This is a genomic window from Microbacterium terregens, assembly GCF_039534975.1.
GTDB classification, from domain to species: domain Bacteria; phylum Actinomycetota; class Actinomycetes; order Actinomycetales; family Microbacteriaceae; genus Microbacterium; species Microbacterium terregens.
Genome location: NZ_BAAAWH010000001.1, coordinates 991,280 through 1,004,360, shown reverse-complemented (window position 1 = coordinate 1,004,360; position 13,081 = coordinate 991,280). Strand labels below are relative to the sequence as shown.

Annotated in this window: 8 protein-coding genes; 3 read left to right on the top strand and 5 right to left on the bottom strand. The window is 67.5% G+C overall.

Annotated features, from left to right (window positions below):
* Nucleotides 1–476: 476 nt before the first annotated feature.
* A complete protein-coding gene (gene rarD / locus ABD655_RS04540; RefSeq protein ID WP_344715672.1) occupies nt 477–1,400 on the bottom strand; it encodes an EamA family transporter RarD in 924 nt (307 codons plus the stop codon).
* A 206-nt stretch (nt 1,401–1,606) separates the two neighbouring features.
* Nucleotides 1,607–1,903 (bottom strand): co-chaperone GroES, encoded by a 297-nt coding sequence (gene groES / locus ABD655_RS04535; protein ID WP_344711935.1) that lies wholly within the window; start codon nt 1,901–1,903, stop codon nt 1,607–1,609.
* Nucleotides 1,904–2,295: 392 nt separating this feature from the next.
* Between groES and ABD655_RS04530 the strand changes: the two genes are divergently transcribed.
* From ABD655_RS04530 to ABD655_RS04520, 3 genes are all read left to right on the top strand, one after another.
* Nucleotides 2,296–4,293 carry an Hsp70 family protein gene (locus ABD655_RS04530; protein ID WP_344711933.1) on the top strand — a complete coding sequence of 666 codons (1,998 nt, stop codon included), beginning with the start codon at nt 2,296–2,298 and terminating at the stop codon, nt 4,291–4,293.
* A 9-nt stretch (nt 4,294–4,302) separates the two neighbouring features.
* Complete coding sequence (locus ABD655_RS04525; RefSeq protein ID WP_344711931.1) at nt 4,303–6,870, top strand: helix-turn-helix transcriptional regulator; 2,568 nt, start codon at nt 4,303–4,305, stop codon at nt 6,868–6,870.
* Nucleotides 6,871–6,973: 103 nt separating this feature from the next.
* A complete protein-coding gene (locus ABD655_RS04520) occupies nt 6,974–7,648 on the top strand; it encodes an IniB N-terminal domain-containing protein (protein ID WP_344711929.1) in 675 nt (224 codons plus the stop codon).
* A gap of 496 nt (nt 7,649–8,144) precedes the next feature.
* Here ABD655_RS04520 and ABD655_RS04515 read toward each other — a convergent pair whose 3' ends face one another.
* The 3 genes from ABD655_RS04515 to ABD655_RS04505 form a co-directional block, all read right to left on the bottom strand.
* Entirely contained in the window at nt 8,145–9,782 is a 1,638-nt protein-coding gene (locus ABD655_RS04515) for a dynamin family protein (RefSeq protein WP_344711927.1), read from the bottom strand.
* Complete coding sequence (locus tag ABD655_RS04510; protein ID WP_344711925.1) at nt 9,779–11,782, bottom strand: dynamin family protein; 2,004 nt, start codon at nt 11,780–11,782, stop codon at nt 9,779–9,781. The genes ABD655_RS04515 and ABD655_RS04510 overlap by 4 nt, the downstream gene beginning before the upstream one ends.
* Before the next feature lie 175 nt (nt 11,783–11,957).
* Complete coding sequence (locus ABD655_RS04505; protein ID WP_344711924.1) at nt 11,958–13,061, bottom strand: hypothetical protein; 1,104 nt, start codon at nt 13,059–13,061, stop codon at nt 11,958–11,960.
* Nucleotides 13,062–13,081 lie beyond the last annotated feature (20 nt).

Sequence of the window (13,081 nt, the reverse complement as noted above, 5' to 3'; positions counted from 1 at the left end):
GGCGAAACGCGGGCCGCGTTCGCGATTCGCGGGCCGCGACAGCGCGGGCTCGAGCACGGCGCAGCCGCGGCCGCGGCGCCTGCCCTCTCGCGGCCAGGGTTCGCACTCGTGGCCCATGTTCATGCACACGCCGCGAGGCGGAACGCTGGCCGCGAGACGCGTTCCCGTTGCGCGGGCCGCCATACGCGTGCTCTCGCGCGGCGCGTGGGCTGCCGCGGCGCCTGCTCTCTCGCGGCCCGGGTTCGCACTCGGGGCCCATGTTCATGCACACGCCGCGAGGCGGAACGCGGGCCGCGAGACGCGTTCGCGTTGCGCGCGCCGCGTTCACGTACGCGGGCTCACTCGGGGCGCGTGTTCGTTCTCGCGGCCCGTGTTCATGCACACGCCGCGAGGCGGAACGCAGGCCGCGAGACGCGTCCGCGATGCGCGGGCCGCGAAACGCGTTGCGCAGCGCGCTACGCGGGCCGCGCCGCGCGTCAGGTGAGCTCGCCGACGTCCGAGACGCCGCGCCCGCGGCGCGCGAACACCAGCGAGTCGACCGTGAGCACGACCAGCGCGAACCACACCAGCCCGAACCCGATCCAGCGCTCGAGCGGCATCGGCTCGCCCAGCAGCCACGCGCCGATGATGAACTGCAGGATGGGCGCCGCGAACTGCAGCAGCCCGATCACGGTCAGCGGCACGCGGCGCGCGCCGGCGGCGAAGAGCAGCAGCGGGATGGCGGTGACCACCCCGACCAGGCACAGCAGCACCGCGTGCCACGGTCCGGCGGCACCCATCGTCAGTCCCGTGGTGGAGCCGACCACGATGAGGATCACGCTCGCCACCGGAACGAGCCAGACCGTCTCGAGCGTCAGGCCGCTGACGGCGTCGACGGAGGGACCGAGGCGCTTCTTGACGAGGCCGTAGATGCCGAACGAGAACGCCAGCGTCAGTGCGACCCAGGGGAACGCGCCGTACCCCACGACGATCACACCGACCGCGATCGCGGCCAGGGCGAGGGCGATCCACTGCGTGAGGCGCAGGCGCTCGCGCAGCACCAGCACCCCGAGCACCACCGTCACGATCGGATTGATGAAGTAGCCCAGGCTCGTCTCGATGACGTGCCCGGTCAGCGCGGCGATGATGAAGACCTGCCAGTTGACGTAGATCAGCGCTCCGGCCAGAGCGGTCCACAGCAGCAGGCGCGGCTGCCGAACGATCGCCGCGAGTCGCCCCCAGCCGCGCAGAACAGTCAGCAGGATCGCGCAGAACGCGAGCGACAGCAGGATGCGCCACGCGACCAGTTCCCACGGGCCCGTGGGGGCCAGCAGCAGGAAGTACAGCGGCAAGAAGCCCCACAGCAGGTAGGCCGTGAAGGCGTAGATGCCGCCGAGCGAGCGCTCGCGCGCGGCATCCAGCGGTGGGGCGTCCTGGGCGGATGCGGGCTGGTCGGGTTCGGGTGAACCGGATGCCGCGCCGGGCGCGGAAGAGAGATCACGGGTCACTCACCCAGCGTACGGGTGCTGCGCAGTGCGGGGACCGCGGAGCAACCACCGGCGAGTGAAGCCCGGGCACGCGAAAGGTCCGGATGCCGAGGCATCCGGACCTTTCAGACCTGCGGGTGTTAGCGGACGACGACCGCAAGGACGTCGCGCGCCGACAGAACGAGGAACTCGTCTGCACCGAACTTGACCTCGGTGCCGCCGTACTTGCTGTAGAGCACGAGATCGCCCACGGCGACGTCGAGCGGAACGCGGTTGCCGTTGTCGTCGATGCGACCGGGTCCGACCGCTACGACCTCGCCCTCCTGGGGCTTCTCCTTAGCGGTGTCCGGGATGACCAGACCGCTCGCCGTGGTCTGCTCGGCCTCGACCTGGCGGATGGCGATGCGATCCTCGAGCGGCTTGATGGAAACCGACACGGGTGTACCTCTGCTTTCCTTGAAACTCAAGACTTGTTAGCACCCTCGAGGTGAGAGTGCTAAGTCTCAGTCTAGGCAAGCACTGGCACTCATGCAACGTGAGTGCCAATGAGGACGTAACACGGATGCGCCGGGGGCGCCCCGTGCAGACGCCGCTTGTGTCATGCTGGGCCGTGACGCTCCAGAATCTGAGGGGGTTGGTGGGCGTCATGCGAGAGTCATCGGTCTCATGTATCAGGGGCCGCGAATTGTGCTCATCGCTTCAGAAGTACGAAGCGGAAACAATTCGTGGCAATTCGACATACAGAGCCCCACGACTCTCGCTTACGGGCCCCAGCGGTGGTAGACATATCTGGGGGAAGTCGCACGTCTAGTTCTTGGGGGAACGAGACATGACAGAGGTGTCATATTTTCTGGCAGTCGATGTGGGGACGAGCCGGATAGCAGCAGCTACCGCGCGCGTCGCGGCAGACGGCAGCATCGTCACAGCGCCGTTTGCGCTGGGCCGCAAGAGCGACAGCGTCGCCACGGTCGTGTTCGTCGGAGACGACGGGGAACTGTCTTTCGGCGATGCCGCTGAACGGCGCGGAGTCACGCAGCCCGAGCGGCTGATCCGCGAGTTCAAGCGCAGCATCGGCGATGAGGTTCCGATCGTCGTCGGCGACCGTTCTCTACCGGCCGAGCAGCTGTATGCGCAGACGGTCGCGTCGATCGTCGCGCTGGTCACCGAGCGCGAGGGTCGCCGGCCCGAGGCGGTCTCACTGACGCACCCCACCGCGTGGGGCGGCCACCGGATCGAGCTGATCCGGTCGGCACTGCACCGCGAGGGCGTCGGCGAGGTGGAGCTCATCACCGAGCCCGAGGCTGCGGCACGCCACTACGAGGCATCACGCGCCCTGGAGATGGGCGAGACCCTCGCGGTCTACGACCTCGGCGGCGGCACCTTCGACTCCGTCATCCTCCGCAAGGAGATCGACGGCTCCTTCGCGCTCATCGGCGAGCCCGTCGGCATCGACAACCTCGGCGGCGTGGACTTCGACGACGCCGTGATGCGCCACGTCGTCGGCGCTGCGGGTCTGGATGTCGGATCCCTCGACATGAGCGACCCCGCCATGCGCCTCTCGCTCTCTCAGCTGCGTCGAGAGTCCGTCGATGCCAAGGAAGCGCTGTCCTTCGACTCCGAGGCGACCGTCCCGGTCGTCGTTCCTCCGACTCACACCAGCGTGCGCCTCACTCGGTCCGAATTCGAGGACATGATCAGCGGATCGCTGGACACGACGATGGACGCACTCGACGACGCGCTCGACTCCGCCGGACTGGAGCCCGAAGCCCTCGAGTCGATTCTTCTCATCGGCGGCTCGTCCCGCATCCCGTTCGTCGCTCAGCGTCTTTCCGAGAGGTTCGACCGGCCCATCGCCATCGACGCCGATCCCAAGGCGGCCATCGCTCTCGGCGCGGCCCGCACGGCGCTCATCCGCCTCAACGACAAGCATCTCGCCCTCGCCGGCGGCACGGCGCTGGCGCTCATCGCCGACAGCGCGGCCGGATCCGAGCTCGCCCTGCTCGACGCGGATGCCGCGGCCGCAGCGGATGGTGCACCGAACTTCGTCTCGCCGGTGAGCAAGGCACGCAAGTCCTCGCCGTTCGTTCTCGGCGGCGCCGCCCTGACGATCGCGGCCGCGATCGTCTTCGCGAGCACGATGACCGCGGGTTCCGGCACCGCCGACCGGTCGCCGTCCCCGACGACATCGACAGCGGCGCCGGAAACGCCGGCGATCGCCGAGCCGGTCGTGCCGGCGGCACCGGTCGTCGAAGCGGCACCGGTGATCAACGACGACGCGCCCCGGCAGTCCACCGGCTCCAACCCCAACCCGCGTCGCAGCGCGACGCCGGTTGCGCCGCCCGCCACGCAGACCACGGCCAAGCCGACGACTCCGCAGAGCGCCACCTCGCAGGCCCCGGCGGCGCCGAAGCCCACAACGAGTACCGGTGGAGGCACCGAAACCGGTGGAGGCACCGAAACCGGTGGAGGCACCGAAACCGGTGGAGGTACCGAAACCGGTGGAGGCACCGAAGGCGGAGGCACCGAAACCGGTGGAGGCACCGAAACCGGTGGAGGAACCGAAACCGGTGGAGGCACCGAAACCGGTGGAGGAACCGAAACCGGTGGAGGCACCGAAACCGGTGGAGGCACCGAAGGCGGAGGCACCGAAGGTGGAGGCACCGAAGGTGGTGGAGGCACCGAAACCGGTGGAGGTACCGAAACCGGTGGAGGTACCGAAACCGGTGGAGGCACCGAAGGCGGGGGCGGCGAAGGAGAAGGCGGCGACGTCGGAGATACCTCCACCCCAGCACCCACCGGGAGTCCCAGCCCCGACATCCCCGCCTGATCCGTGACGATGTCAACCGTTCAGTCTGAGCAGAACGCGCTGGCGGATGCCGAGGCCCTCTTCATCTGGGAGCGCCAGGCACGGCCGGTGATGGAGTCGATCGCCACTGCGGGCGACAGTCCCGCGCGGGCGGTCGTGGTGGGCAACGCCGGCTCCGGCAAATCGACGATGCTGCGCGAGCTGCACCGTCTCCTGGCCGACCGCGATGCCGCCCCGCTCCTGTGGGGCGATTCGGTGGACGTCTCGCGAGTACCCGCCTCGCAGGCGCTGCTGGTCGATGATCTGCACCTGCTCGACTCCCCGCGGATCGCTTCGATCCGGGCGCGCGCCGAAGACCCCGATGCGGCATTGGTCGTCACGAGTCGTCCCTGGCCGCGCGTGGACGCGCTGACCAGCATTTCGCGGAGCCTCGAGCGAAGCCGCCCCGCCATCGTGCTCGGTCACGTCTCGCGCTCGGACGTGCTGACCTACCTCCGCGCCGCGGACCAGGTCATCGCGGGTTCGTGTGTCGACGACATCCTGCAGTTCACCGGCGGTGTCTCGTGGCTGGTGTCTGAGGCACTGGCGCTGCACGACGCGCGAGACTGCGCCGATGACAGCGGCCACCGGGCGGTCATGCGCGCGGTGGAGGATCGCATCGCACACCGGCTGGACACGATCTCCGTGGAACTCCGCCTCGAGATCGAAGCCCTCTGCGTCTCCCCCGCCGGGCACGATCGCCTGCACGCCGAGCGAGACGACATCATCGCGCAGGGGTACGCCGAGGGTCTGCTGATGCGCAACGGTCAGCCGGTGCCGCTCGTCCGCGCGGCGGTCCGCTCCACCATTCCCGTGACGCGGCTCATCGACCTCAGCGCCAATGTCGCCGACGGGCTCGCGCTTTCGGCGGCCGCGGGCGATTCGAGCTACCGCGACTGGGTCGGCGGCATCCAGGATCCCGCCATCGGCGCGGCCCTCATGGAACACGCCGATCGCGCGCTGGACAGCGATCCGGGCCGCGCGTTCGAGCTCTACGTCGGCGCGCTGGACTGCGGACTGAACCCGACCGCCCTCATCGGGCGGCAGGCCCAGGCGGCATGGGCATCGGGAAACGCCGACCTCGCCGCCTCACTCCTGGACAGCGTTCCATCGTCCGGTCCGATCCCGGACAGCGACCGCGTCGCCGACACGTCGGCGGCGATCTGGTCCATGCGCGGCATGATGCGCATGAGCGACACCGTCTACCGCTCGCTCGTCCCGGTCGGCACCGAGACCCGCGCACGCGCCACGATCGCCGCCTTCGGTGTGGGGCGGATGCCGGAGGCCGTAGATTCCGCGCAGGCACCGGGTCTGCCCTCGACCCTCCGTGTGGCGCTGGAGCTGCTGGATCGCGGTCTGCGCGCATCGATGACCGCGGACAGCACGGAGTCGGCGATCGCCGACCTGGTTCGCGCGTCCGAGATGTACACCTCCGCTGCGACATCGGCGCCGATCCCCGAACTCCCCGCCGTGATCGCCGCCATCGTCGCGATGAACGTCGGCGACCTCGACGTCGCGCACGATGTCATCGAGAACGCGATCCGGGGGGAACAGGGCGGCGCGTGGGCTCGTACCCGCCTGCTTCTGTGGCGCTCGTGGATCGCCGTGCAGAAAGCCCGGCCGGGCGAGGCACGCAGCGCCCTGACACACGCCCTCGAAGCGTCCTCGACGCGCTCGGCCCGCGACACGCTGCTCGCCCAGGCGATCCGCGTCGCGATCGCGCGTCGATACGAGGATTCCGCGTCCCTGGAGGCTGCCTGGAGCGCCGCACGCGACAGCATCCTGCACACCGAGGTCGACCTGTACCTGCTGCTGCCCTTGGCCGAACTGGTCACCGCGGCAGCGCGCGTGGACGACCCGGGGCGACTGCGGCCCCACTTCGTGAGCGGGCTCGGCATCGTCGAACAGCTCGGCTCTCCGCCGGTCTGGACCACGCACCTGCACTGGGCCGGCATCCAGCACGGCATCCTGCTCAACCTTCCCGATGCGCTCGAGCCGCACGCGCGCGCCCTGGTGACCGCGACCGCACACAGCCCCATCGCCGCCGTCATGGCGCAGGCCGGGCGGGTGTGGACGGCGACGCTGGCCGGATCGGTGGATGCCGACGCCGTCGAGGCGGCCGCCCACGGCCTCGCCTCGGCCGGGCTCGGCTGGGACGGCGCACGGCTGGCAGGGCACGGCGCGAACCGGACCTCAGACCGCCGCATCTCTGCGCGACTGCTCTCGTGCGCCCGGGAACTGCACCCTCAGGAGGTCACCCGCAAGGTCGCCCGCGCCGACGACGACGCGAAGTCCGCCGCGCCGGCCGGCCCCTCCGGGTTCACGCTGAGCGAGCGCGAACGCGACGTCGCGCGGCTCGTGCTGCAGGGCAAGACGTACGCCGAGATCGGCGAGACCATCTTCATCTCACCGCGCACGGCGGAACACCACATCGCCCACATCCGGCGGCGCCTCGGCGCGTCGTCGCGGTCCGATCTGATCGCAAAACTGCGTGTGGTCGTGGATCAGGATGCGGGAACCGGGGAGCGAGCCCCTATCGGGCAGGGGCAGGACGCGTGAACCCCGTAACAGACCCCCACCGCATCGGGGCAACCCCCGATGCCACGAAAGGCAATTTCAAGAACAATATGAATAGCTTTAACAGACATCTAGGAGTCGAGTCATGAGTACACCAGTAGCGACCATCGCGGATGCGTTGATCGAATTCATTCTGAGCCTGCTGCGTGACCCGTCGGCGGTGGAAGAATTCGACGCGAACCCCACGGGGATGTTGGCGAGCAATGGCCTGAGCGACGTGTGCGCGGACGACGTCAGGGCCGTTGCCCCCGTGGTCATCGATCGTCCCGACGTGCACCCCACGCCGCCGCCGCCGCCCAAGCCGTACCCGAACGATGTCATCAAAGAGATCAAGAGCATCACGAACAACTTCGTGACCATCGACAACCGGGCGACCATCGTCGACCAGTCCGTCAACCAGAACATCTGGACCGAGGGCGGCGACGTCACGCAGATCTTCGACAACGAGGCCATCGTCGCCTCAGGCGACCAGGCGGTCGCGGCCGGTGACGACGCCCTCGTCGATAACTCGGACACGGACGTCGAGATCGGCGACGTGTCGATCGGCAACGAGACGACCGACGTGGATATCGACGGTTCGTTCAACGACGCGTCCACCGAGACCGATGAGTCCGTCGATCTCGATGCCGACGAGTCGTTCAACGACGGCTCGACCAACACGAACGTGGACGTCGAGGTCGAAGACTCCTTCAACGATTACACCGAGACCGCAGTGGAGACCGACGTGGAGGTCGAGTTCGAAACTGAGGAGACGCTGTAAACTCAGACCCGTGTCTGACGAGCAGAAATCACTTCCGAATCCGCGCGTCCCTGCTGTTCCGGGGCGCGCGGTTTCGCCTGCCCCCGCTCCGCAAGGACGGCCAGAATCCCCTCGACGCGAGGCGCCGGCGCGCCCGCCGCTCGCTAGCACGAACGCCCCGCCCGTCGTCGCGAAGGTCACCCCGCCCGCGTCGGTGCGCTTCGCCCAGCTGTTCTGGATTCTCAGTTTCGCGGTCGGCGCGTTCGCGGTCGTCTACTTCTTCATCATCCGCGAGAAGCAGCTGCCCCTGATCGGTGACGTCGTTCGCGGGGTCACCGAGGGTCGCAGTGACGAGACCTACACGACGGCTGCCGACATCATCTTCTGGTCGGTCTTCGGAACGATGCTGGCGATCCTGCTGATCCAGATCACTCTGATGGTGTCGTTCATGGGACGACGTCCGCGCGTGCGGTGGTGGCAGATGGGCACGGTGCTGCTGCAAGCAGTGGTCGTGCTGCTATCGCTGGAGCTTGTGGCTTCCGGGAGCGACGGAGAATTCCTGCGCCAACTGCTCATCATCCAGCTCGGCCTCGCGCTGCTCGGGCTGCTCGTCAGCACTCTGCCCGCCGCCATCGCCTGGTCCGCTCGGGGCGTCGACGTGCGTCGCGGCCCCTCCGGAGAAGCCGGCAGTCCCGAGCTCTGAGGCCATCTCCTCGAGGCTGCGGATGACGACGCGGCATACCTCGGTGGTGGCCCGCTCGGTGAGCGGGGACTGCGCGAGGGTGCGCCAGTGGATGAGCTGGTGATCGATGAGCTGTCGCAGGACGACCGGGGCGGCGCCCTCGTCCGCGCCGAGCCGCGCGGTGATGGGAGTCCCCTTGCCTCCGACGATCCGCTCGGCGAGCACCGCATCGTCCTTCGACAGCGGCAACTCTGCCGCGCGCATGCGCGCCAGGAGCGAGAGCTCTCGGAGAGTGTGGGCGGTCGCGTAGATGCGCTCGATGCCGTCCACCAGGCTCTGGGTCCCCGCGCGGGGCTTCTCGCGGACGAGCTTCTCCAGTCCATCCAGCACACCGCGCACTTTGAGCGCGTCCGCTCGGGTCCGGAACTGATTTCGAACGACCTGGTTGAGCTCGTTCAGGCCGCTCTGCTGGACCAGCCGCTCGGCGAGCTGAGAAGAGTCCGACGCGCCGCCACGGACCAGTGTCGTTGCCAGCCGCACCCCGAACATTCCGAAGCGCTCCAGGAGATCACGACGCGCTTCCTCGCTGAGAGTCGTGACATCGCTGGCGCGCACGAAGCGGTCGGCCGAGATCAGCAATCGATCCCGCGACGGCTTGTCGAGGGCGGCGAGCTCGCGGAATGCGGCGAATTCCTTCTCGCGGAGCGTGCGCGCTCCCTCTGCCAGCAGACCCGCCACGGGCGTGACGCCGAGCGCGAGAGAGCCGAGATCGCCGTCGCGTTCATACCGGCGCGCCACCCTGCCCGCTGACAGGAGGGAGTCGATGCGACCCGAACCGACCTCGTCCGCCCGGGAAAGCACCCCGACGGCGTTCACGGTCTGCGAAACGCCGGCGGCGGTGTCGCGGAAGGCCTCGAGGAACTTCACGTCCGACGCGTGCAGGTGGCGGAGCAGATACACGATCGCGTCCGCCGACGACGGGGACTCATCTGGTGTCAGGAACGTCGTCGAACGCGCGGAGGTCTCCTGAGAGAGCGAGGCGATGCCGGGCGTGTCGATGAGGATCACTGACTGCAGGCCCGCTGACGGCCACCCGACGTCGATGAACTTGACGTCCTCGGCGGGGATCCCATCGAGGGTGAGCACGAGCTTGCCGCCCTCGCGCTTGACCGGCATGCGGCGCGGCTCGCCCTCGCGAGGATGCAGGGTCACGTACGGCGTCGCCGAGTACCGGTACCAGGTGACGACGCGCGTGCACTCACCGGCGTCGGTGGGGGCGATCTGCTCGCCCAGCATGGCGTTCAGAAGCGTCGACTTGCCTGCCTTGACCATTCCCGCCAGCGCCAGGCGCAGTGGCTCGCGAAGACGCCGGTCCAGGTCCTGCAGGGTGCCGGTCGCCGCGGGATCGTCCTCGTAGACAGCGAAAGCGGACTGGATGAGATCGCTCGCCTCGTCGCGCACCGTTGTGCTCACCGGCTGATTGCCTCCTTGCGGATCGGCGGAAGCACCGGGATCTCCGAGCGCAGCGCTTCCAGCTGCTTGACCTGCGTCCGCAGCTGTGTCATCCGCTGATCCGTGTCGGCCGCGAAGGTGCCCGCAGCCTGCTTGGCGGCCAGGACCGACTCCGAGAGCGAGCGGTGGAACTCGTCCGCGATGCCTCCGAAATGGTCCCGCGCGGAGCGCTGGACGAGGCGAAGCCGGTCCTTGAGCTGCTTGCTGACCTGGAAGGTCACCTCGTCGATGTAGCGACGGACGAGGTTCTTGGCTTCGAACTGCCGGCGCGAGAGGCGGGATCCCATGTCCTCACGGTACGCCCGCCGCCCCACCAGGATGCCGGCGAGCAGAGAAAGCGGGTTGATCAGACTCAGCCCGATGAGGCCTGTGGCCAGGCCCACCATCAACACACCGCCGTACGAACCGCGCACGCCGATGTAGATCTTCTCGCCCGCGCCCATCTGGCCGCCGTTGAGCTTCGCGATGCCTTCGACGGGATCCAGGACTCCCTCGGTGTTGCCGACTTCGATGAGTGGCAGATCGTTGCCGCCCTCGGCGAACAGCTCGGCGACCTCTTCGGAGAGCCACCGTGAGCGCTCGTCCGTCCAGACGAACGTCTCGGAGACGGCGGCAGCGACGCGCTGGTCGAGCCATTCGGTGATCTGGTCCCATATCGGACCGGGATCCCCCTCGTCGATGGACTTCTCCGCTTCGCGCTGCACCTTGCGCAGGCGGTCACGCAGATCGTGCTCCATGTCGGAGATCAGGTCCGCCACGCCGTCGCTCAGCGTGACCTGCCAGCGCGACGAGCGGCCGCGGAACTCGTCCGCCCGCGCCTTCGCGTCCTCGAGTTCCGCGATCATCCGCGGGGTGTCTTCGGGATGCTCGAGCGCGTTCAGTTCGGAGCGCAGCGACATCGTGAGCTGATCGACGACCGAGGCGAGATCGTGCACGGCGGCGCGCTCGTGGATCACCTCGGCGCGTTCGAGGACCTCGCGGCGGAGGTGGGCGACGAGCGCCGGGAACCCGGACTCGTCGTTGAGTTCGCGGTCCTGCAGCTCTGCTGCCATCATCCTGAGGTCGCTCGAGACCGTGAACATCGGCACTTCGCCGACATTCCCCAGGTGCGAGCGATCGATGCGCTCGATCTGTCGCCAGTCGGGGTAGAGGTCGGTTTTCGCCAGGACCGCAGCGACGTTGGGCGAGACGCGCATCGCGTGCTTGAGGAATTGGATCTCCGGCTCGGTGTACTCCTGCGAGGCATCCGAGACGAGCAGCACGGCGTGCGCCGATGAGAGGGCAGCCAGCGTGGTCAGCGAGTTCGACGAGTCAAGGCCGCCGACGCCGGGCGAATCGACGATCCGCAGGCCGCCCTTGAGGATCTCGCGCGGCAGCAGGACTTCAGCGGAGATGATCTTGCGCTCGTTGCTCGGGTTGCCCTTTTCGGAGACGAGATCACTCAGGTCCTCGAGTGCGACTTCCTGCCGTTCGATATTGCCGGGCGCGCCGCTCTCGTGGTGGACCAGAATGGCGGCGGAGGCCGTCTCGGCGTAGCCGACCGAGGTGGGAACGCTCGTCGCCACGTCATCGTCGACCGGGCATGCCGGCGCGTTGACCAGCGCGTTGATGAGCTTGCTCTTGCCCTTCTTGAACTCGCCGACCACGATGACACGTACGTTCGGATCGCGCAGTCGCTCCTGCGTCTGATCCATACGTGCCGCGAGGTCTTCGCGTCCTGAGGACGCCGCCAGTTTGCCGACGTTTCCGATGACCCGGACCAGCGCTTCGATCTTGGTCGTCTGCGGCTGCTGCTGAACGGCTGCGCCGTTCTTCTTCTGTGCGGCGGCTGCATTCTTCTGCGCGGCCGCAACGTGCCGCTTCGCCGGTGCGCCATTCGTCGGCGCAGCCGAAGTGTTCTGCGGTGAGGCGGCGTCGTTCCCCTTGTCGGCCGCGCGCTGAACTTCTTTGCTCTCTGCCAAAACCAGCCCCCGTTGGTCGTCCCCCGTACCGTACAACGCTACGCCATCGGGCGATACCGCAGTCCGGTCGAGGGGAAATGCTTGATGATGAATACGCGGTCAAACGCCGCTTGCCCGGCCACCCCTGAGGGTGGCCGGGCAAGTCGGTGTGTCGGTTTCTTCGACCCGATTTCGCTTAGAAGTCGAGGTTCTCGCCACCGGTGGCAGCGCTGCCGGGGCTGAAGAAGTTGCCGCTGTTCTCCCACTCGAGCTCGGTGTCGATGTCGACCTCCGAAGACCACTCGTCGTTGAACGAGTCCTCGACCTCGACGTCAACGTCGTAGTTGTCCGAGAAGTCCTTGAACGAGTCGTTGATCAGCGTGTTCGTGGAGGCGTCGGTGTTGACCGAGTTGTCCTGGAAGGAGTCGCTGATCGACGTGGTGTTCCACTCGTTGCCGATCCACACGTCGCCGACCTCGATGTTCGTGACCGAGTTGTCGACGTTCGCGTCGTCACCGGCGGCGACAGCCTGGTCGCCCGATGCCGTCTGTGCCTCATTCTCGAAGCCCTGGATCACGTTGCCGCTGGCGAAGCCGCCACCGGTGTCGATGTTCTGGTTGACGGACTGGTCGACGATGGTGCTGCGGTTGTCGAGCGCCAACGTGAAGTCGCCACCGCCGAGGCCCGCGCCGCCCAGGCCACCCAGGTTGAAGTCACCGAAGCCGGTGTTGTACTGGCGGATGCCAGCCGATACCGAGTTGTCGTTGAGGATCTGGGTGTTGAACGAGTTGGTGTAGCTCTCCGAGTTGTCGGAGTTGTTGGCGATGCCGTTCACCGAGTTGTCAACCGAGTTGTCGGTCTCGGAGTTGTCGGAGTTGTTGGCGATGCCGTTCACCGAGGCGTCGGTGTTGACCGAGTTGTCCGAGTTGTCGGAGTTGTCGGAGTTGTCGGAGTTGTCGGAGTTGTCCGAGTTGTCCGAGTTGTCGTTACCCGAGAGGTTGCCCGAGAAGTTCCCGTTGGCCTCGTTGCCCGAGTCAGCGACCGCCGTGGCGATGTTGGTCGAGTTGTTCGTGTTGTCCGTGTTGTCGGTGTTGTGCGACAGAACGTCGTTACCGATGTTGTTGTCGTCGTTGCCGACCACGTTGTCGTCGTTACCGATGTTGTTGTCGTCGTTGCCGACCACGTTGTCGTCGTTACCGATGTTGTTGTCGTCGTTGCCCACGACGTTGTCGTTGACCTCGACCGAGTCGTCGATGTTGGTCTGGAGTCCCAGAACGTTGACGTTATCGTCAGCAGCCATGATTTTTTCCTTTGTTCGAA

What these genes read in the sequence shown, in the direction of transcription:
- ABD655_RS04505 (WP_344711924.1), bottom strand. Translation starts at nt 13,061, where the DNA reads ATGGCTGCTGACGATAACGTCAACGTTCTGGGACTCCAGACCAACATC.
- ABD655_RS04530 (WP_344711933.1), top strand. Translation starts at nt 2,296, where the DNA reads ATGACAGAGGTGTCATATTTTCTGGCAGTCGATGTGGGGACGAGCCGG.
- ABD655_RS04520 (WP_344711929.1), top strand. Translation starts at nt 6,974, where the DNA reads ATGAGTACACCAGTAGCGACCATCGCGGATGCGTTGATCGAATTCATT.
- ABD655_RS04525 (WP_344711931.1), top strand. Translation starts at nt 4,303, where the DNA reads ATGTCAACCGTTCAGTCTGAGCAGAACGCGCTGGCGGATGCCGAGGCC.